The sequence below is a fragment of the Bacillus coreaensis genome (genome assembly GCF_050586445.1).
Lineage (GTDB): Bacteria > Bacillota > Bacilli > Bacillales > Cytobacillaceae > Robertmurraya_A > Robertmurraya_A coreaensis.
On record NZ_JBOCCY010000008.1, the window covers coordinates 13,523 to 35,650 of the forward strand.

The following is a 22,128-nucleotide window of genomic DNA, read 5'->3' on the forward strand; positions in this document are numbered from 1 at the left end:
ACAGGCTCTTTTCTTATTAAATTTATACAAATTTTCTACGGAAACTTAGACAATCATTAAAATTATGATTCAAAAAGCAACAAAGTTTAAGAAAAGAGCAATATATAAGAAGGTTTTTTAACCCTTTAACACGGTGGTACAGTGGCATTTACAACCTTTTTCCTCCATGCTATACTCGCCTAGTTATTTATAAAGATTGTTTTCTTAAAGTTTGTTGTTTTGGAAAAATCCCAAATGCCGGATTTTTCCCCGCATAACGCTGGGTTTATTGGTCTATTTGGAGAGTAGCTCTTTTCTAAGGATGAAAATATTCTGAGTGGCTGTTGAAACAAATAGTTACTATCCTAAAAAGTGTGTATATAGCAACAATGTTTTAGAAAAGAGCCTTTGAAAAAGAGGTTGGTAAAGGAGACACGGTTAATGAATCGAAAAAAGACATCGGGAGTCCCTCCGAAGGTAGAAGTATTTTTAGAATACATATATGTACTAATTGGATCAGCTATTGTGGCGATTGCCTTTAACTTATTTTTATTACCCAATCAAATTGCTTCTGGTGGGGTAAGTGGGATATCCACCATTCTCTATTCTCTATTTGGATTTGAACCAGCTATTGTTCAGTGGACTTTTAATATTCCTTTATTTATTGCTGGTGTTCTTTTATTAGGGAAGAATTTTGGTGTGAAAACGCTGGTGGGAACGATTTTTCTGCCATTAGTCGTGTTTTTTACGAATGATTATGAGCCTTGGACGAATGATCCACTACTCGGTGCATTGTTCGGGGGAATTGGAGTGGGTCTAGGATTAGGAATCGTGTTCCGCGGCAAGGCGTCAACCGGTGGAACGGATCTGGCGGCTCAGATTATTAACAAATACACGGGTCTTACATTGGGAACATGTGTGGCAATTATCGATGGATTAATTGTTTTGTCTGCTGCGATTGTGTTTGATATTGAACGAGGCTTGTATGCATTGATTGCCTTGTATGTAACAACGAAAACGATTGACTTGGTTCAAGTTGGTCTCGGTCGTTCTAAGATGGCGATGATTATCACCAACAAGCAGGCGGAAGTACGTGAATGCATTCTGAATAAAATCGACCGTGGTGTGACAAAACTATCAGCATACGGTGGTTATACCGATCACGAGCGACCAATCCTGATGTGTGTTGTTGATCAAACAGAGTTCACGAAATTGAAACAACTAGTGAAAACCATTGACCCATCTGCATTTGTCATTGTTATGGATGCTTCCGAGGTGCTTGGTGAGGGTTTCAAACGAGCCTAGTCTTGGTATAATATTACCGACTATGTATTTTTTTCCTTAGGGGGGAGTTTGGATGAAAAAGAAGCTTCTTGCACTATTGATGGGATCATTATTTGTATTAGCTGCATGTGGCGGCGGTGAGGAAGCAAGCGATGACAGCGCAACAGCTAGTGGCGGAGACGCTGAAAAGCTTTACGGGCAAAAATGCTCAAGCTGTCACGGCGGAAACCTCGAAGGTGGAGTAGGACCGAAGCTTGATGCCATCGGTGCTAGTTTATCAAAAGAAGATATTGAAAATGTAATTGCCAATGGCCAAGGCGCTATGCCGAAGGGACTTCTACAAGGCGAAGATGCTTCCACTGTTGCGGAATGGCTAGCTGGAAAGAAATAATGGTAGATGAAAAACGTCCTGAGCGGGCGTTTTTTGTTTGTATCGGAGGTCGTTGATATATTTAAAAAGTCGCTGATAAAGTAGAGAAAGTCGCCGATATCATAGAAATGTCGCTGATATATGCTTGAATATCATGTTACTTTTCTAAAGTCCACCATAAAAATACAAAATTCCACAACATATCGCCCTCATAAAATAAAGGAATTCCACCAATCATGTCGAATCATTTACATGACTATTTCCAACTCTCACCATAATATGACAATACTTGAAAAGAAAATGTAATATTTTTATACCGCTTTTTGTATTAGGATAGTGCTATAATGTTTCTTGTATGTGATTTATGAAGAATACTGTCTAAAGTAGCGGTCAACTTTTGTCGAATTTCGACGATAATTCATTTGAGCATCATCCATGTAATGTACCAACATCCAAAGGCTAATTGATAGATATGACAAAAACAATATAGGTGATAGTTAAATGATACAAATGAAAGAAGTGTATAAAAAGTATCCAAACGGCGTAACAGCCGCAAATGGTATAGACGTAGAAATTCAGCAAGGTGAGTTTGTGTACGTGGTTGGGCCGAGTGGTGCGGGGAAGTCCACTTTTATTAAAATGATGTACCGGGAGGAAAAGCCCACAAAAGGTACGATTATGATAAATGGAATCAATCTTGCCACACTCAGACCCTCAAAAGTTCCACTGTTACGAAGAAATATTGGCGTGGTTTTCCAAGACTTTAAGTTACTTTCGACGTTAAATGTATATGAAAATGTTGCGTTTGCACTTGAAGTTATCGAAGAGCAGCCGAAATATATTAAGAAGCGAGTAATGGAGACGTTGGATCTCGTTGGCTTAAAGCATAAAGCGAGAATGCTGCCAACTGAGCTTTCTGGTGGAGAGCAGCAGCGTATTTCTATTGCCCGTTCGATTGTCAATGCACCCAAGCTTGTGATTGCCGATGAGCCGACAGGGAATCTTGATCCTGAGACTTCATGGGAAATTATGAACATCTTTGAAGAGATTAACACAAGAGGGACAACCATCGTGATGGCGACCCATAATAAGGATATTGTAAACACGATTAAGCATCGCGTGATTGCGATTGAAAGTGGAAAAATAGTTCGAGACCAAATGCGAGGTGACTACGGTTATGAAAGCTAGAACGATCCGTCGTCACATGAAAGAAAGCGTCAAAAATCTTGGTCGTAACGGTTGGATGACATTTGCGTCTGTTAGTGCCGTTACGGTTACATTGATTCTTGTTGGCGTGTTTTTAGTGTTAATGATGAACTTGAATAAGGTAGCCGATTCGATTGAAGAAGACGTGGAAATCCGCGTTCATATAGATATAGCAGCTACGAAAGAAGACCAGGCAGCGCTTGAGGAACAGATTAAGAGTCTCTCGAAAGTGGAAAGTGTCACCTTCTCTGCAAAAGAGGAAGAGCTTGATAATTTGATCTCTAGTCTTGGCGAAGAAGGAGAAGTGTTTAACCTTTTTGAGCAAGACAATCCTTTAAATGATGTATTTATCGTCAAAGCGAAAAATCCTACTGATACGATGAATGTCGCGAAACAAATTGATAAATTTGAGTACACGACAAAGGTGAAATATGGACAAGGCTCTGTTGAAAAGCTATTTAGCTTTTTATCCGTCAGCCGCAATGTTGGACTTGTGCTCATCGTTGGGTTGCTTTTTACAGCGATGTTCCTAATTTCCAACACGATTAAAATTACGATTATTGCTCGTAAACGTGAAATTGAAATTATGCGCTTAGTGGGAGCAACGAACTCGTTTATTCGTTGGCCGTTTTTCCTTGAAGGGCTTATGCTCGGAGTACTAGGTTCTATTATTCCTATCGCATTGATTTCAGTGTTATATACAGAAGCCCATGCTTATATTGCACCAAGATTAGAGGGCAATTTCATTCAAATATTAGATGTGAATCCATTTATTTTCCAAGTCGCTGGAATCCTTGTGATCATGGGCGCCTTTATTGGAATTTGGGGAAGCTTAATGTCCGTACGTAAATTCTTAAAAATATAAGGAAAAGGAATGTACGAAGTTCCTTTTCTACATAAATAATGGCTAGATTAATAGACTAGAATCTATCTGTCTATCGAACGACTAACTTAGCATTTGGAAGGAGAAATCGGAGTGAAAAAACAGATAACATATGTCACACTTGCTGCTGCAATAGGTTTCGGAAGTGTTCTTGTCTCTCCAGTAAAGGCGAACACCCTCGATGACCTTAAGGAAGAAAAGAGTCAAATTCAAGAAGAAAAATCAGAAGTAGAAACGAAGCTTGATGAAGCGGAACAAAAGCTTTCTGAAAATCAAGCCCAACAGGATAACATTCAAGCTCAAATTAAAGAGATTGATATGAAGGTAACAGATACGGAAAATAAGATTGCTGAAAAGAATGTTGAAATCGAGAACACAAAGGCTGAAATTGAAACATTAAAAGCAGAAATCGTTGTTCTAGAAGAGCGTATTGCCAAGCGAAATGAGTTGCTTAAGGACCGTGCTCGTAACTTCCAGGAAAACGGGAGTATGGTTAGTTATATCGATGTATTGATGGGGGCAAAGAGCTTTTCAGACTTTATCGATCGCATGAGTGCGGTGGCAACCATTGTGGAAGCTGACCAAGATATTTTAAGAGAGCATCAAGCAGATAAAGAAGAACTTGAAGCGAAGAAAAAAGAAGTAGAGGACAAGCTTGCTGGATTAGAAAAAATGCTTGCTGACCTTGAAGGAATGAAGCAGAGCCTTGAATCACAAAAGGCTGAAAAGGACAAGTTAATGGCGACTCTTCAACAAGAAGAGACCGAACTTCATAACCATCAAATGGCGCTAGCAGAAGAGCAGTCGATTTTAGCTAATCAAGCTGCTGCGATGCAAAAAGCCATCCAAATGGAGCAAGAACGTCAGGCCAAAGCAGCAGCTGCAGCAGCGGCCGCAGCAGCAGCCGCAAACAGTTCGTCAGGTGGCGGTAGTACAGAAAGTAGCGGCGGAGGAAGCACCGTTTCAGCTCCAGCTGTATCCGGTGGATCTTTCACAAGACCATCAGCGGGTTACCTGTCTTCAGGATTTGGTGTTCGTTGGGGTAAATTACATGCAGGGGTCGATATAGCAGCAAAAGGAACAGTACCTGTTGTATCAGCAGCGGATGGGGTAGTTATTCGTTCGTACTACTCTTCAAGTTACGGGAACGCGATCTTTATTGCACACAGCATTAACGGTCAAACCTATACAACGGTCTATGCTCACTTAAGCAGCCGTGCCGTGGGTGAAGGACAAGTCGTATCTAAAGGCCAATTTATAGGAAACATGGGTAACACAGGTGATTCCTATGGCCAGCATTTACACTTCGAGCTTCACCGTGGAGGATGGAACGCATCGAAGTCCAATGCGGTTAATCCGGTTGGAATCGTGCCATTGTAAAATTTACATGTCATAATAAAATGAAGTGCATCATGTCTACTCTCAATTATAGACATAATGTGCTTCTTTTTTTAGGATGGATATTTATTCAACAATTGTAGTCCTGCTTCAACATCTGTCTTTCGATTCTAATGCAATTGTAAACTGCTAATTTTATGATTAGCTAAAATAGGAATATCACCAGAATTTTAGGTTGAGAAACAGCAAGGGTTTAATTGATGATTAATTTAGAATCACTTCCAATTAACTGGGTAAATTATAAAATAAAAAGGAGAATTTATTTATAAATGCCCAATACAATTAGAATCATTCAGTTAGTATTGCCTTGGATAACCATCGTTTTCCTCCCAAAGAAATCATTTAGACAATATTTTCCTGTTTCAATTTTTGCCTCATTTCTGGTGACAGGCATGTGTTTACTGGCTATTCCATATAAGTGGTGGAGTGTTAAAGGAGGATGGAGAGCTAAGGTATTAAATGATTGGAGTTTTATTTTAGGACCATTTATTGTAGGTACTTTATGGATTTTTTATTTTACCTTTGGGAATTTTAAAAAATATTTTGTAGTTAATTTATTTATGGATTCATTATTCTCTTTCCCTTTAAGCTATTTGTTTCAAAGGTTAAAACTTTTTAAATTAGTTAACTTTAGACCGAAGCACATATTTATTACATTCATTAGCTTTTCCCTAATAATTTATGGTTTTGAATTGCTATTAAAAAGGATTAAATTAAACAAATAATTAGTAGTATTTAATGTAATTCAATTTTAAATTTACCTAATGGAAATATCTTTTTATGACAGCTATGTATAGTGGGATCTTTTCTATTTAAGGAACTATTTCTATTAGCATTATACCAGCGAAGGTATATATCCATGAAATGAGTTTTGTATTATTTCTGTTGAATATTTCAATTCCCAGTTTACAGATGGGTATAATGTGGATTATAGTAAGGTAACAGATAAAAAGCTTACTATTGGAGGCGAAACAGATGGCAGAAACATATCCGGTTATCGAGGGAGCAGAGGAATTTTTCTTCAAGGGAAGTCAAGTAGGAGTACTAATTTCTCATGGATTTCTTGGGACACCTCAAAGTGTACGGTATATTGGGGAAGAGTTTGCAAGATTAGGGTACTCGGTGTTAGCTCCTAGATTAAAGGGACACGGAACTCACTATAAAGATATGGAAGCTTGCTCATATCATGACTGGTTCTCTTCATTAGAAAAAGCTTATTTACAATTAAAACAACATTGTTCACATATTTATGTGATCGGACAGTCAATGGGTGGAACACTATCTCTTCGATTAGCTCATCGTCACAAAGAAATAAAGGGGCTTCTCTTAATAAACGCCGCTTTAGAAGTTCCAGCCTACGACTATTTAAAAGATCAAGTTGAACCAAGGTTTTTAGATGAGTCAGAACCAGATATTCATGCAAAGAATGTTCATGAAATTACTTATTCAAAGGTACCATTAAAAGCGGTTCATGAATTACAAAGGGTCATGAAGGATACGTTAAGCATCCTTCATGAGGTAGAGAGCCCGGTTTTAGGTATCCGCTCAAGTGTGGACCATGTGGTTCCGCCTGAAAATACCGATTATATCCTTCAAACGGTACACTCTACTAATAATGAGAGGCTCATATTACCAAATTCCTACCATGTGGCATCTATGGATTTTGATAAAGACGAAATTGTGAAAAGTGGACATCAGTTTATTCAACAGTTAGTCGCAAAGGAACTGGTATTCAGTTAAATTTGAAGTGAATATTTATAATAATTAAAATTTATTATTGAGTTTTGTTCCTTACATGGATATAATGAAACCATATATTACAATCGAGAGATCATTTCTTTAAACTTCTAACAGAATAGGTGTATTTAGCATATAGTTAATACCTTTATTGGCTATGTGAAAAATGAGTGAATCCTAAAGAATAGAAGGAAAAGGAATATAAATCGGTATATTTTCTGGACTTGTGCAGTCTTGGGAAATATACCTTTTTTGTTGGTGAGGAAATAAGAAGGGCTTCTATTCAGTGAAAGAACAGAAACAAAATAAAGGGAGATTCTCAGAAGGCACTTTTAGCTAGCTGAGGGTAAACCGACAACTCTCGGAAGATGGAATGCCATCCTTCTATTGTTGTCGGTTTTTTTATTAAATAGGGGGATTTAAATGCTAGAAATCATACTTCAAAATTTAATGTCGCCAGTAGTTTTATTTTTCATATTAGGTGTAATGGCGGCTGTAGTAAAATCTGATTTAAAAATTCCTAATGGTCTAAGTGAGGCATTAAGCATTTATTTATTAATTGCGATTGGTTTAAAAGGGGGAATAGAACTCTCGCACTATCCTATTGAAACCGTTGTAGGTCCTATTCTAGGAGCACTTTTTATCGGGTGCATTATCCCTATTATTACGCTATTTATCTTAAGATTCATTCAGATGGATGTGGAAAATTCCATTGGTTTAGCAGCTACATATGGCTCTATAAGTATAGTTACCTACGGTGCTGCACTTACCTTTTTAGACAAAAATGGAACCTCTTATGAAGGCTTTATGAATGCGATTGTTGTACTTATGGAAAGCCCGGCAATATTAGTTTCATTGCTTTTATACAAAATATTAGAGGCGAATAAGGGAACTGGAGCATTTTCTACTCGGAATCTAGGGTTTCTTCCTCCATCATCAAGATTGCTTAATAGAGAAGTTTTAAGGGAAAGTATTTTTGGGAAAAGTATCATTCTTCTAGTAGGAAGCTTATTCATTGGTCTATTTCTTGGTGAACGTGCTGTTTCAACAGTTAAACCTCTGTTTATTGATTTATATAGTAGTATTTTAATTCTATTCCTTTTAAATATGGGGTTGGTTGCCGGGAAACGGTTACCAGAAGTAAAAAAACATGGTCTATCATTGTTAATGTTTGGTATGCTTACTCCTCTTCTATTCGGAACGTTGGGGATCTTTGTAGGGGATCTCGTTGGACTCTCTTTAGGAGGCACTACCTTAATGGGAGTTTTAGCAGGAAGTGCGTCTTATATCGCTGCTCCAGCCGCTTTAAAAACATCTGTCCCAGAAGCAAACCCATCTATTTATCTTGGTTTATCTTTAGGAGTGACGTTCCCATTTAATCTAGTTATCGGGATACCTGTTTATTATGAAATAGCAAAATGGATGCACTAGGGGGAAGACTTTATGATAAAAAAGACTTTAATTATAACAAGTTTCAATGAGAAAATTCTACAATACATTCCAGAGATTTCACAAAAAACGACGGAAGAGCTACTTATTTTTAATAGTTTAGGAGAAGTAATATCCCAACCGTATGGGTGCTTAGTTAGGGATATTATTTTGGCCATAAACTTTGAAAATGTAGTTGAAATTTATGTAATAGGTGACGAAAATAAATCAAGCATTTCAGAAGAGGAACTTATCATTAGATTGGAAAAGTCTGGTGTTACCAAGCAAGCAATTGAAACGCTTGATTACATTAATTTTGTAGGGGATAGTACCATCAACTGGTTAAAAGGTCCACAGGTTACTAGAGACAAAATAAAAAGAAATGTAGATTTAATAAAGAAGCATCCACTTATTCCAAAATCACTACCGGTGAAAGGATTTATTGTTAACACAGAAAAAAATGAGATCGATTTGATTTCTTAAAGTAGAAGAGGAACTCCCTCTTCTTTTTTTATCTCAGAGTCGAAATTTGTAGAAATATTTTGAGCATTACGAAATAAAACCTCCCCCATTCCTATACTCAAAACTAGAATTTGGCACTATAATAGTAATAATTGCACAGGTAAAACGGACTATAGGGGTGTATGAAATGTTAACAGAGGGGAGTCTTTCCTTACAATTAGTAGGATCGGTGCTAGCGGAAGATGTGTATGCAAAAAACAAATCGATTCCACTACTACGAAGAGGCACGGTATTAAACGAAAGACATATCTTTGTTTTACAAAGTCACTTGAATCATAACAATTTGCGTTTGGATACGTGTTCAATTAACCAACCGTCTATTAGTGTTGAAAAACTAGAACAGAACTACAAGGAATCACTTGGACAGTTAAAAACGATTTTCGAAGATTTGGAAGCAACTATAAATGGTAGCGCTTCCAACCAACCATTACAAAAGCTCGAGCATATGTATACACCGATGCTGAATACGATTGTAGCGGAAGATGAGCATTTTGAGTTACTCAAACTCCTTAGGAAGGATGATGAGTTCACATATGTTCATTCGTTAAATGTAGCGGTCGTCTCTTCCATTATCGGAAAGCTATTAGCTATGGATAAATCAGAAATATTGCTGCTTGGGGAAACAGGAATATTACATGATATCGGCAAGCTTGCTATCCCACTTTCGGTGTTAAAAAAGAACGGAAAACTAGATCCTGAAGAATGGGAGCTGATCCGAAACCATACCGTTGAAGGGGTACAAATTCTGAAAAGTATGGGTGAGACTCGCTCGAAGGTGATTATGGGAACACTTATGCATCATGAAAGATTAGACGGTTCTGGGTATCCGTATGGTGTTCGAGAAGATGTTATTCCTTTTCATGCCCAAATCATCTCGGTTGCTGATACGTATGACGCCATTACGGCGGTCCGTCCGTATAAGGGGGAGCAGTCACCGATCGTTGCTGTCATGATTTTAATGGAGGAAACCGCAAAGGGAAAGTTCAACTCAGCGATTACAGTACCATTTACCAAATACTTAATGGACCAATTTATCGGAAAAAAAGTTGTGTTAAATACAGGGGAGCAAGGGACAATCATTACGGTGTACGAGGATATGCCACATTGTCCACTTGTGTATTTAGGTGATAATCATTATGTAGATTTACGTTATGACTTTACACGCTCATTAAAGGATGTTGTTTCATTTTAACAATGGGGGAATTGATATGGACAGAATTCAGTATATGCAGGAGAGAAACAAGCTCGTCACGATCTTACTATGGATTTGCTTTGCCTTAGGTCTTGCTAGTAACATTGCTGCAAACGTTAGCACACAGGGAATTGTTACGTTTGCCATTGTTGGTTTCACACTTGTTTCGATCATTACGACATTAACCGTAACCAAAAAGTTTACACTACATATTCATTACATCGTGGCTGTTGGGATCGCGATTCTTATTTTCTTTATGGTCTCTAGTTCTCCAAAGCTATCAAGCTACTTAATGATCTATTTTGCTTTAGCGGTTGTTATGATTTATAACCAAGTGGGATCCATGGCCATTACGGGAGTGATCGGCTTAGCTCTGAGCAATTATTTCTTTTTCAAATTTAATGATCAAATGTTTTACGGTGCTGACGTTTCGATCTTAATCTCATTGAATGTCATCAATATTGTGACGCTAATGATGTTCCTCACACAGGCTCGACTTACTTCAAGACTAACCCAAAAGGTGGAAGCCGACGGAATTGAGTTGAAGCAAGGTAAAGAACAAGTGGATGAATTGCTAGAGAAAGTAAAAGAGTCGGTAGGTGTGCTTCAAAACTTTAGTCACTCTTTTAAAAGAAATATTGAGAAAACCAATCAAATTTCTGTTGAGCTGACCTCAGCTTTCTCCGAAATATCAAAAGGAATGGAGACCCAAGCAAGCTCCGTAACCGGTATGAATGAGACGATGCAATTGTCAGGAGAGATGATTCGTAGGGTCGTAACATCCGCTCAAACGCTGCATCAAATCTCTCTAGAAACAGAGCACACGTCGCAGGTAGGCACAGAAAAAATTCACACGCTTGAAACAGAAATGAAAGATGTATATGACTCAGTCGAAAATACAAGTCAATTGATGAAAGAGCTCAATGATCAAACCCAGCAAATCGGGGCGATTGTTTTAAAAATTAGAGAAGTCACTAATCAAACGAACCTACTTGCCTTAAACGCAGCAATTGAAGCAGCGCGTGCAGGAGAAGCGGGTAAGGGCTTTGCGGTGGTAGCTGGAGAAGTTCGTAAGCTCGCAGAAACCTCTCAAGCATCCACACATGAAATCGAAGCCATTCTGGATGGAATCCAAAGACAGACGATGCAAGTAACCGGCCAAGTACAAGGCGGCCAGCTGGCGGTTGAAAAAGGGTTAGAAATGACCCAGCAAACAAGTCAAACCTTCCAGTCGATGCTCACCTCTTCAAAGCAAGGACTACAGCAAGCAGAAGAAGTAGAAAAAAGTCTCGTTAACTTCTCTAAAAACTCAGAAGTGGTTATCGACGAAATCTCCTCGCTATCCAGTGTTTCCGAGCAGTCCAGTGCAGCAGTAGAAGAAGTACTAGCAAGCGTCGAAGAGCAATCCAACCAAATCACCCAAGTAGTCGAGAGTTTCAAAGAACTAGAAACCTTAACACAACAACTCGCCACACTCGTCGTCCGGAATTAATTCATAACTCGTCCCTTTCACACATATAGTGGTTATACAAAGACATCTCACAACTTTGTGGGATGTTTTTTGTATAGTTAATAAAATGGGGCTATTTCTCCTGGAGGGAGCCTTTGTTGCGTAGTAACAACAGCTCTCGGAAGGAGAAATAGACCCTTAAACGGACACAAAGTTAACGCCGGAAAAATAGTGCTTTTCTTTTAGGGAGGATTTTTCATGAATCGAAAATGGGTCGCCTTGCTAATGACAGGATCATTGCTAACAGGTGCTGGAGGAACATATGGGTTTTTGCATTATACTGGTGCGTTAGCGGCAGAGTCCAAGGTGGAATTACATACCGGAAGTAATGACGAGGGAACTCCTCAGAATATTAATCTAGAAGAATTGGACAAAGTCGAAAAAGCCTACGAGTTAATTTTAAATAGTTATGTAGAAAGTGTGGATCAATCAAAGCTCATCGAAGGTGCGATTCAAGGCATGCTCACCACACTTGATGACCCGTATTCCGTGTACATGGATAAAGAAACGGCCAAGCAATTTAGCAGCACACTTGAATCTTCGTTTGAGGGGATTGGAGCAGAGGTTGGGCTAGTTGATGGCAAAATTGTCATCGTATCCCCATTTAAAGACTCGCCAGCTGAAAAAGCAGGCTTGCGTCCAAATGACCAAATCCTATCGGTGGATGGAGAAAGCTTGGACGGGGTGGACCTCTATGAAGCAACCCTAAAAATCCGAGGCGAAAAAGGAACAAAGGTAAAGCTGGAAATCGCACGTAGTGGCTTGAATGAGCCTCTTGTTGTCAACGTGAAGCGCGATGAAATTCCACAAATCACGGTGCATAGTGATGTGAAAAAGCAGAATGGGAAAGAAATAGGTTATCTTGAGATCACTACATTCTCAGAGGAAACGGCTAAAGAGTTTAAAAAGGAGTTAAAGGCGCTTGAAGATCAAGGGATCGATGGATTACTGATTGATGTGCGTGGCAATCCAGGTGGACTATTATCGAGCGTGGAGGAAATTTTAAAAGAATTCGTGTCAAAGGAAAAACCATTCGTCCAAATTGAGAAACGAGATGGCGAGAAGATGCGCTATTTTTCAAATCTAACCAAGGATAAGGACTATCCTGTTGCCGTGTTGATCGATAAAGGTAGTGCCTCTGCCTCGGAAATTCTTGCTGGTGCATTAAAGGAAGCGGAAGGGTTCCAACTGATCGGGGAAACCACATTCGGAAAAGGAACCGTTCAGCAGGCTGTGCCGATGGGAGATGGCAGCAATATTAAGCTGACGCTGTTTAAGTGGTTAACTCCTGATGGAAATTGGATCCACAAAAAGGGAATTGAACCCGATGTGAAGGTGGTTCAATCGGAGCTCTATCACACGCATCCGCTCCAGCTCACCGAGGCATTAGAAAAGGATATGAACAACGAGCAAATCAAAAACGCCCAGCAAATGCTGAAGGCACTTGGACTTGACCCAGGTCGAGAGGACGGCTACTTTAACGACCGTACTGAAACGAGCGTCATGGCCTTCCAACGTCAACATGATTTAGAGATGACGGGGAAAATTGACAGCAAAACAGCCAGTGCTCTAGAAAGTGCAGTGATTGAAGCAATGAAGAAGGATAGCAACGACACCCAGCTTCAGACGGGACTTCGGTTGTTGGCGAAATAAGATTGACCCTCTTATCCCTATGGATAAGAGGGGTGTTTTTGTTATGGAAGGTCCGCGAATATTCACCTAAAACCCCTTATCCACTATTATCCAAAATATTTCTAATATCGAATTCTCCTTTCATTTGGTAAAATAAAGATTAATAGGAAAGTTCGGAAATAGATTGATAAGGTTGGTGGCTAGTTTGGTTCTAGAGTGGCTATTAGAAATGGCTTGGGGATTCGCAAAACTATTAATACATCCAGTGTTTTACTTCACATTCCTACTCGCGGCATTTTTAGGAGTTTCTCGAGTAAAAAGGGAGCGAAGTCATTTTCACGTTCGAGCCGAAAATGCCTACTATGAGCTCCGTCAATTACTACCGCTCGGACTATTGCTCGGATCCGTACTCTCGATCATCATGATCGCCGCGGGAGTGGTCATTCCGCTTGCGGCCATCCTGTTTATCGCAGCAATTACCATAATCCTAAGCATACGTGTACGCCTGCTATCATCGGTATACACCGTGGGTCTCACCTTCTTCGCCCTCTTTTTCACAGCGGGCAAAGACTGGAGTATCCCGATTTTCCCAGAGCTCTTCAGCAGTCTAGAAGACAAGCTCTACCCGTCCATCACGGTCCTTCTAGCTCTACTAGTCATAGCAGAAGGCATTCTTATTTTGAAAAATGGAAAGAAGGGGACCTCGCCTAAGCTTATGAATAGCAAGCGCGGCCAACGAGTAGGCGTTCACGAACTCAAGCGAGTGTGGATGTTGCCGCTTCTTCTGTTGATCCCTGGAGATGCCCTCCAGCAGCTGCCGTTTGAATGGTGGCCAGTGTTTGATGTAGGTGGAGAAGGCTACGGACTACTACTAGTTCCGTTTGCGCTCGGTCATTATCAGCATATCCAAGGAGCACTGCCAACTCAGGCAGTCACACATGTTGGAAAACAAATCATGGCCCATGGTTTCGTTCTAACAGCCATCGCCATCGCTTCATACTGGGTGCCGATTTTATCATTAGCGGTCGTTGCGATCGGAATTCTTGGACGCGAAGTGATCTATTTTAGTCAAAAAACGAAAGAAGAAAGTGGTCCCTTCTATTTTTCCAAGCGCAATCAAGGTGTTATGATTTTAGGAGTGTTACCATATTCTCCTGCACAAAAAATGCAGCTATCCGTTGGGGAGATTGTTTCTAAGGTCAATGGAACCATCGTGCATAACGAAGCAGAGGTCTATGAGGCGTTGCAACGGAACCGTGCTCACTGTAAGCTTGAGGTGTTAGATGTTAATGGACAGATTCGCTTTGTTCAGCGAGCTCTTTATGAAGGTGATCATCACGAGTTAGGAATTCTGTTTGTTCAGGATGAGAAGAAGTGGGGAACGGAAGCAGTTTGATTTAAGTTTCCATAAGCGGAATATTCCAAATAGAAAAGAAACCTTCAACAAATAAGTTAGCAATTTAAATTTATAGGAATACTGCCTAATCAAGAGAACGCAATCAATCATTGCGTTCTTTTTATATTGTCAGCAACCTATTGACAAATCCCTATTAACGAAATCTTTTGACAGAATGTACAATGTGAGACAATACACATTGTACATCCCATTGATGTACATCACCATGGTAATAATTTGGAATGAAAACGTGTACATTTTTATTTTTATGAATGATACTATGTAACCAAGGAGGACATGACAATGGATTTAGACGAGAGAAGCAGTCAAATACTTCATGAAATTCTTATTAATCCGAGTATAAAAAACAAGGATCTGGAAGATCGGTTTTCTCTTAGCAGAAGACAGGTCGGATATAGCATTAACAAAATTAACGATTGGTTAATAGCGACAGGTTTACCTGAGATCAAAAGAACAAAGTCTGGATTATTTCTTCTAAATAAAGTGCATTTTACAACTCTCCTAAATGAAAATGCCTTAGATGAAACAGATGCATACATTCTTTCTGAAAACGAAAGAGTAAATCTATTGATACTCATGCTATTAAGCAGAAGTGAAGAACTTTCACTTTACCATTTTACTTCGTGCCTTAGTGTAAGTCGTAATACTATAATTAACGATCTAAAAAATGCTCAACTCCAGCTTGATATCTTTGATTTAACAATTAAGTACTATAGGCAGTATGGCTACCTTATCGAAGGTAAGGAGTTTAATAAGCGACAGCTATTGATTAACATTATCTTTAAAACGATTGAAATGACGAATGGAAAAAGGTGGATTGAAGAGTTAACTTCCATTCTACTATCAGAGATTGATACCTTTCATGAACGTGTGGAAGAGGTTGAAAGAAAATTAAATCTGAAGTTTACTGATGAAAAAATCGAATCAATGCCCTACATACTCATATTACTTCTAAGACGCATTACTCAAGGGAAATTAATTGAACCTTTTCACATTCATTATTATGAGCTGTCTGATACGAAGGAATTTCAAGCAGCAGAAGAGCTTTTACAGGATTTAGATCAAATCCCAATGGAAGAAAGATTATTTATCACATTACACCTTTTAACAACAAATGTATCCTCTTCCGAACGCAATGCAGACAATACATTTCCTGAATTATATCATTCTATTAGTCTTATGCTCTCTCTATTTGAGAAAAATGCATGTGTACGATTACAAGAGAAAGATCAGCTTTTAAATAAAATCCTTCTACATGTTAAACCAGCGTATTACAGAATTAAATATAAGCTATCGATTACAAACCCCTTAGAAAATACAGTAAGCAATGAATTTAAGGAGCTACATCATCTTGTAAGAAAATCTATGAGACCATTAGAACAGCTTATTGGAGGAAATATTCCGGAGAGCGAATCCACTTATTTTACAATGCTTATCGGCGGTTGGCTTTCTAGACAAGGGGATAGCCTCCAAAAGAAAATTAAAGCTCTCGTTGTTTGTCCGAAGGGGATTTGTGTATCAAGATTACTCGAAAGTACCTTACGAGAATTGTTTCCAGAGTTTGTATTTATTGATGCTTTGTCAGTCCGAGAATTTCATGTTTATACACTTGATTATGATCTTGTCTTTACTACCACTTTTCTACAAACGAATCGGAAACAAATCCTTGTTAAAACGTTTCTGGAAAGAGAAGAAAAATATCGGTTGCGAAAACAGGTAATGCAGGAGCTAAACGGCTACACACCATCGGTTATGAATGTGTATCACGTAATCGATATTATTGAAAAACATGCGACCATTGAAAGTCGAGAGCAGCTACAAAAGGAGCTTGAATCACATTTTCGTCTAGATCATTCACCGCATATGCCAAAACCTATGGAGCTACCGAAGAGAAATTTAAATGAGCTTATCGTACCTGAAACGATCACCTTAGAAAAAAGGATGAATTCGTGGCAGGAAGCACTTCAAATTTGCTCAAGACCTTTAGTTGAGAGTGGTAGTGTTACACCCTCTTATGTAGAGGAAATGCTTCGGTTGTACGACAGCGAAGACCCTTATATTATTATCGGGAACAATATAGCCATACCGCACGCAGATCCTGAAAGTGGTGTAAACGAGGTTAGTATGAGTCTTCTTAGATTAGAAGAACCTGTTCAATACAATGAATATTCAGTCCAAATAATTATTACAATTGCTGCTTTAGACAAGCACCAGCATTTAAGAGCTTTGATGCAGCTCATGAAGCTAGCTAGTAATCAGGAGGATACTAAGAGGCTAATAGAATCCAAGTCGTCAGATGATCTTCTCCAGGTGATTTCGAAATACTCAGCTGTCTAATAATCTATCTTATGAAAGGGGGAATGCTTAAAAATACAAACTTAGTAAAACTATAATCGAAAGTAAGGAGAAGAATGAAAATGGACACCGTTTGTCTAGAAGAATCACTCATAATGGTAGACTTGGATGGAACAACAAACGAAGAAGTTCTTCAAAACATGGCTAGAAATTTATACGAACAAGGTGTCGTCAAAGAAAGCTATATCTCTGCAGTGATCGAAAGAGAGAAGACTTTTCCAACAGGCCTGCCAACACTAGGATGTTCTGTCGCAATTCCACATACGGACATTGAGCATGTGAATAGAAAAGCCATTAGTGTGGCTGTTTTAAAAAACGAAGTGGATTTTGGAATTATGGGGGAAATGGGAAACGTTACTCCAGTGAAGCTTGTCTTTATGCTTGCAATGGATCAACAGCATGCTCAATTAAAATTACTTCAAAGCTTAATGCAAATCTTTCAAAATGAAGAAACATTGAATGAAATATCAAGGGAACATAGTAAAGAAAAAATCATTGATTTACTTGAAAGTAAATTAAATCATTAGAGGGGCAGGGGTTTTCTATGAAGAAAAAGACGATTTTAGTAGCATGTGGTGCAGGTATTGCAACTTCTACAGTGGTAAATGAGGCAATTCTAGAAATGTGTAGTGCAAACAACATCCAGGCTAACTTAGTTCAGTGCAAAATAACTGAGGTATCAGGATATTTAGATTCTGCTGACTTACTTGTGACAACAACTATAACTGGTAAGGATTACCCATTCCCAGTCATCAACGCAAGAGCTTTCTTAACAGGAATTGGATTAGATGATGTGAAGCAGCAGATTCTTGAGGAGATTAAAAAATGATTTAATCGTTTTTTATAACTGTTTTCGAAAGCAGTTGTTTCCTTAACGAAAATCAAGATTTTGTAAAACCCGTCTTCTTAACTATGGGTGAAAGATAGGTTCATGTGAAACGACTTATCCGAAAACAGAGTAGTAGAAAAGTATTGTACTTAGTTTGAGGAGGAAGAAATATGAAGGATATGGTTGAAGCTTTACAGGCATTTTTAGGACTAGGACCAACGGTTATTTTACCAGTAGCCATCTTTCTTCTAGGTATGCTTTTTGGTCAAAAGCCAGGGAAGGCATTTCGTTCAGGTTTAACGATCGGCGTTGGATTTATCGGTATTTTCATGGTCGTAGATTTGCTAGTTAATAATCTTGGACCTGCCGCTAATGGGATGGTTGAGAGGTTTGGAATAGAATTAAATGTGATTGACGTTGGTTGGCCAGGTGCAGCAACTATATCATGGGCATCACCAATCGCAGCATTTATTATTCCTCTAGGGTTAGTGATTAATATCATCATGCTTGTTACAAAAACGACGAAAACGATGATGGTAGATATTTGGAACTTCTGGCACTTTACATTTGCTGGTGCAGTAGTTTACGCATTATCAGGTAGTATCGTTCAAGCTTTAATTGCTGCAGTTATTTTCCAAATTATCATACTTAAAATTGCTGACTGGACAGCGCCTATGCTAGAAAACTACTTTCAGCTACCAGGAATTTCGATTCCAACAGGAAGTACAGCATCTTATGCACCAATTGGTATTCCACTTGTTTGGTTAATTCAGAAAATTCCCGGAATAAAAAATCTTCACGCTGATCCAGATACCATTCAAAAAAGATTTGGTGTTTTCGGTGAACCAATTTTTATGGGGCTTATTTTAGGTATTGGGCTTGGTGCACTGGCTGGTTATGGCGCTGGAGATATCATTAAGGTCGGAATGGCAATGGGTGGGGTAATGTTCCTTATGCCTAGAATGGTTAAAATTCTCATGGAAGGATTGCTGCCAGTATCAGAAGCTGCTCGTAATTTCTTAAGTAAAAAGTTCGATGCAGACAATATTTACATCGGGTTAGACGCGGCTGTAGCCATCGGACATCCATCAGTCATAGCAACAGCTCTTATTCTTGTGCCTATTACCGTTGCATTAGCAGTTATTTTACCTGGTAACAATCTATTACCATTCGGTGACTTGGCAACTATTCCATTTATCGTTGCGTTTATTGTCGGTGCCGCAAGAGGGAATATTATCCACTCTGTTATCGCAGGTACTGTAGTTATCGCATTATCACTTTACATGGCAACAGATCTTGCTCCGCTTCACACCCAAATGGCCATTGATGCACACTTTGATATGCCTGAAGGAACCAACATGATCTCTAGTATCGACCAAGGCGGTAACCTAGTAAACTATGTTGTTTATAAGCTCTTTGCACTTTTTAATTAGGGCTATAAATAGCAAGAGCTAATACATGCAAAAATGCAGCATTAGCTCTTGAAATCTCGACTTAAATTGGCGTTTAATTCGAGAGGCTTAGAGACGGGAATCTCTAAAAAATATAATTTGATTTAACAATACTATAATTAATACCTTTTGTCAAAATTGGCTATTTCTACCTTAGTTTTATACGTGATACTGACAGTAGTATACCGTATAGACAAGGATTGGCTATTGACAAAGAGTAGTCATTAGAAAACAGCCTTTTAAAAGAAATCCTTTTAGGAGGAAACTAAATGAAATCACTTGTAAAATTAGAACCAGGCTTCGGACACCTAGAATTAATAGACGTTGAGGAGCCAACGGTTGGCGAAGATCAGGTAAAAATACTTGTAAAATATGCTGGAGTTTGTGGTACTGACCTTCATACCTATGAGGGTAAATACAAAGTGAATGCACCAGTCACTCTAGGACATGAGTTTTCTGGAGAAGTAGTAGAGGTTGGTTTGAATGTTAAAGACATTCAAGTTGGAGATCGTGTGACTTCAGAGACGACCTTTACTATTTGTGGTAAATGTAAGTATTGTCAATCGAAGAATTATAATTTATGTAGTGATCGAAAGGGTTTAGGTACACAGCAAGATGGTGGATTTGCAAAATACGTAATTGCTAGGAAGGAAAGTGTTCATAAACTTCCTGAAAACGTTAGTTATTTATCAGCCTCATTAACTGAGCCCTTAGCTTGTTCACATCATGCGATTGAAAAAGGTCGTATCCAACCAGGTGAAGTTGTTGTCGTATTAGGTCCTGGACCAATCGGACTACTTACAGCTCAAATTGCAAAGCACAAAGGAGCAACAGTGGTAATTACAGGTCTAGAAAAAGATGAACACCGCTTAGAAAAAGCCGTTGAGCTTGGTATCGACCATATTGTTAATATTCAAGAAAAAGATGTAAAGCAAATTGTAAATGAAATAACAGAGGGCTATGGTGCGGATGTGGTGCTAGAGTGTACCGGTGCACCACCTGCCCTTTCCATGGGATTAGATTTGCTACGAAAGAAAGGGCGTTACGTCCAAGTAGGTATTTTTGCAACCCCTGAAATAGTAGTTGATTTTGAAAAAATCATTCAGAAAGAAATTGAAGTCATCGGTTGTAGAAGCCAAAACCCATTTGACTGGGAGCCTTCACTCCAATTAATGAACGAATCACGCGTAAAAGCGGATGCACTAGTGACCCATCAATTCACGATTTCGGAATGGCAAAAAGCGTATGAAACGATCAAAAGTGGCGAAGCAATTAAAGTAGTGTTAACACCTGTTGAATGAATAAACGCACAGGTAAACTATTAAGAATTACAGGCTAGTCTTCGAGTCCGTGGACTAGCCCGTAGTTTACGTGTGAAAAATTGAAGGAGTAAGGTGAATATTATGGTAGAAAGTATGATCGATTACGCATTAGGACCACATGGAAGATTTTTAAGTGAGTATTATATGCAATATCAATTTCCCATCAACAGTGCGGTTTTTGCTATTGCGGTCTATCGGTTAACTGTATCCAGATTGAAGAAAAGAAAGCTCCAGAATTCCACACGTGCTACGGGTCTCGAAGACATAAAAGTTGACTGATTGCGTTTCAGAAAAGCTGATTTCATAAAGATTGTTGTTAAAATCTTAAAGCCGATTTTAACGTGGAAATAGCTATTTTGCACTTTAAGAATTTAGTTTGCAGGCTCTTTTCTTATTAAATTCATGCTATTTTCTGCGGAAACTTAGTATTATCAATAAAATTCATTCCCAAAAATCAACAAAGTTAAAGAAAAGAGCCTTTAGAAAAGAGGAGGCCGAAGATGAAAGCAGCAGTTCTTTATTCTGAAAATTATTTTGTGTACGAAGAAGTTGATATTTCGCCTTGTCAAAAAGATGAAGTGAAAATAAAAGTAATGGCTGCGGGCATTTGTGGGTCAGACACACATAAAATGACAAGCAAATGGAAGTATGATCTTCCAGCTATCATGGGTCATGAATTCTCTGGTGTTGTTGTAGAAAAGGGTAGTGATGTTAGCCATTTAAATCTTGGGGAGAGAGTAGTTGGTATCCCTTTTCTACCATGCTATTCATGTGAATATTGCAAAAGAGGGCAATTTTCATTATGTGAAAATTACGGAATGATTGGTTCTAAGTCTCCAGGTGCGTTTGCCGAATATGTCAATATAAAAGCAACCAATGTTCTTCCGGTAGGAAATATGAGATTTGAAGAGGCGGCCATGATTGAACCTTTAGCTGTAGCCCTGCATGGTGTTTTGAATATTTCTTCGCGTATAGGTGATGTGGTGGCGGTATTTGGTGTTGGGACGATTGGAATACTCGTCATTGAATGGCTAAAAGTATCTGGTGTACAAGAAATCATTGCTATTGATATTTCGGAAGAGAAACTAGATTACGCTAAGTCAATCGGTTGTAAACGTACCATCAATCCATTAAGAGAAGATTTAGCAAGAAAAATAAAAGATTACACAAACGGTCTTGGTGTGGATATCGCCTTAGAGTGTGCCGGATCAAAAATTACGCAGGAACAATGCTTGCTTGTTATAAGGAAACAGGGGAAAGTTGGTTATCTAGGAATTGCTTATTCAGATGTTTTACTTTCGGAACAAGCATTTGAAAATATTTTTCGAAGAGAACTTACCTTAAAGGGCTTTTGGAATTCTTATTCTGCACCATTTCCTGGTGAGGAATGGACGAAAAGTATTGAGTTTCTTTTACAGAACAGAATTCAAATACGAGATCTTATATCTCACCGCTTTACTTTAGAGGAAACTCAAAAAGCATTCAATATGATCATAAATCGGGAAGAACCATTTAATAAGGTGTTGATTTTACCTAATGGGCAAGAAGCCATTGATCAAGAAGAGGCGATTTAGATATTAGTTGACTAAACATTGTTTTGTGAAGTAATGAAC

20 protein-coding genes are annotated in these 22,128 nt (G+C 38.7%); all 20 read left to right on the forward strand.

Annotated features, from left to right (window positions below; all coding sequences use genetic code 11):
* The first annotated feature begins 420 nt into the window (after positions 1-420).
* The gene (locus tag ACQ5H4_RS13790) at positions 421-1,284 is read left to right on the forward strand and encodes a YitT family protein (protein ID WP_430775538.1); all 864 of its coding nucleotides are present in this window, start codon (positions 421-423) and stop codon (positions 1,282-1,284) included.
* Positions 1,285-1,336: 52 nt separating this feature from the next.
* Complete coding sequence (gene cccB, locus ACQ5H4_RS13795) at positions 1,337-1,654, forward strand: cytochrome c551 (protein WP_430775539.1); 318 nt, start codon at positions 1,337-1,339, stop codon at positions 1,652-1,654.
* Between the two features lie 480 nt (positions 1,655-2,134).
* Positions 2,135-2,821, forward strand: coding sequence for a cell division ATP-binding protein FtsE (gene ftsE / locus ACQ5H4_RS13800; protein WP_430775540.1), 687 nt, complete (start codon positions 2,135-2,137; stop codon positions 2,819-2,821).
* Complete coding sequence (gene ftsX / locus ACQ5H4_RS13805) at positions 2,811-3,704, forward strand: permease-like cell division protein FtsX (protein WP_430775541.1); 894 nt, start codon at positions 2,811-2,813, stop codon at positions 3,702-3,704. The genes ftsE and ftsX overlap by 11 nt, the downstream gene beginning before the upstream one ends.
* Before the next feature lie 111 nt (positions 3,705-3,815).
* Positions 3,816-5,102 (forward strand): murein hydrolase activator EnvC family protein, encoded by a 1,287-nt coding sequence (locus ACQ5H4_RS13810; protein WP_430775542.1) that lies wholly within the window; start codon positions 3,816-3,818, stop codon positions 5,100-5,102.
* 287 nt (positions 5,103-5,389) lie between these two features.
* Positions 5,390-5,845 carry a hypothetical protein gene (locus tag ACQ5H4_RS13815; protein ID WP_430775543.1) on the forward strand — a complete coding sequence of 152 codons (456 nt, stop codon included), beginning with the start codon at positions 5,390-5,392 and terminating at the stop codon, positions 5,843-5,845.
* Positions 5,846-6,095: 250 nt separating this feature from the next.
* On the forward strand, positions 6,096-6,860 hold the full coding sequence (locus tag ACQ5H4_RS13820; RefSeq protein ID WP_430775544.1) for an alpha/beta hydrolase: 765 nt from the start codon (positions 6,096-6,098) through the stop codon (positions 6,858-6,860).
* A 420-nt stretch (positions 6,861-7,280) separates the two neighbouring features.
* Entirely contained in the window at positions 7,281-8,288 is a 1,008-nt protein-coding gene (locus ACQ5H4_RS13825) for a sodium-dependent bicarbonate transport family permease (RefSeq protein WP_430775545.1), read from the forward strand.
* A 12-nt stretch (positions 8,289-8,300) separates the two neighbouring features.
* Complete coding sequence (locus ACQ5H4_RS13830) at positions 8,301-8,768, forward strand: carbonic anhydrase (protein WP_430775546.1); 468 nt, start codon at positions 8,301-8,303, stop codon at positions 8,766-8,768.
* Positions 8,769-8,934: 166 nt separating this feature from the next.
* Complete coding sequence (locus ACQ5H4_RS13835) at positions 8,935-9,999, forward strand: HD-GYP domain-containing protein (protein WP_430775547.1); 1,065 nt, start codon at positions 8,935-8,937, stop codon at positions 9,997-9,999.
* Positions 10,000-10,909: 910 nt separating this feature from the next.
* Positions 10,910-11,491: a methyl-accepting chemotaxis protein gene (locus ACQ5H4_RS13840; RefSeq protein WP_430775703.1), complete on the forward strand. Its 582-nt coding sequence runs from the start codon at positions 10,910-10,912 to the stop codon at positions 11,489-11,491.
* A gap of 216 nt (positions 11,492-11,707) precedes the next feature.
* Positions 11,708-13,162 carry a S41 family peptidase gene (locus ACQ5H4_RS13845; RefSeq protein WP_430775549.1) on the forward strand — a complete coding sequence of 485 codons (1,455 nt, stop codon included), beginning with the start codon at positions 11,708-11,710 and terminating at the stop codon, positions 13,160-13,162.
* Between the two features lie 175 nt (positions 13,163-13,337).
* Entirely contained in the window at positions 13,338-14,537 is a 1,200-nt protein-coding gene (locus ACQ5H4_RS13850) for a PDZ domain-containing protein (protein WP_430775550.1), read from the forward strand.
* Positions 14,538-14,840: 303 nt separating this feature from the next.
* The gene (locus tag ACQ5H4_RS13855) at positions 14,841-16,895 is read left to right on the forward strand and encodes a BglG family transcription antiterminator (protein ID WP_430775551.1); all 2,055 of its coding nucleotides are present in this window, start codon (positions 14,841-14,843) and stop codon (positions 16,893-16,895) included.
* An 80-nt stretch (positions 16,896-16,975) separates the two neighbouring features.
* Positions 16,976-17,440 (forward strand): PTS sugar transporter subunit IIA, encoded by a 465-nt coding sequence (locus tag ACQ5H4_RS13860; protein WP_430775552.1) that lies wholly within the window; start codon positions 16,976-16,978, stop codon positions 17,438-17,440.
* 17 nt (positions 17,441-17,457) lie between these two features.
* Positions 17,458-17,742, forward strand: coding sequence for a PTS sugar transporter subunit IIB (locus tag ACQ5H4_RS13865; RefSeq protein ID WP_430775553.1), 285 nt, complete (start codon positions 17,458-17,460; stop codon positions 17,740-17,742).
* A gap of 170 nt (positions 17,743-17,912) precedes the next feature.
* Positions 17,913-19,175: a PTS galactitol transporter subunit IIC gene (locus ACQ5H4_RS13870; protein WP_430775555.1), complete on the forward strand. Its 1,263-nt coding sequence runs from the start codon at positions 17,913-17,915 to the stop codon at positions 19,173-19,175.
* 287 nt (positions 19,176-19,462) lie between these two features.
* Positions 19,463-20,494 carry a zinc-binding dehydrogenase gene (locus ACQ5H4_RS13875; RefSeq protein WP_430775556.1) on the forward strand — a complete coding sequence of 344 codons (1,032 nt, stop codon included), beginning with the start codon at positions 19,463-19,465 and terminating at the stop codon, positions 20,492-20,494.
* 93 nt (positions 20,495-20,587) lie between these two features.
* A complete protein-coding gene (locus ACQ5H4_RS13880) occupies positions 20,588-20,794 on the forward strand; it encodes a hypothetical protein (protein WP_430775558.1) in 207 nt (68 codons plus the stop codon).
* Between the two features lie 221 nt (positions 20,795-21,015).
* Entirely contained in the window at positions 21,016-22,089 is a 1,074-nt protein-coding gene (locus ACQ5H4_RS13885) for a galactitol-1-phosphate 5-dehydrogenase (protein WP_430775560.1), read from the forward strand.
* The last annotated feature ends 39 nt before the right edge of the window (positions 22,090-22,128 follow it).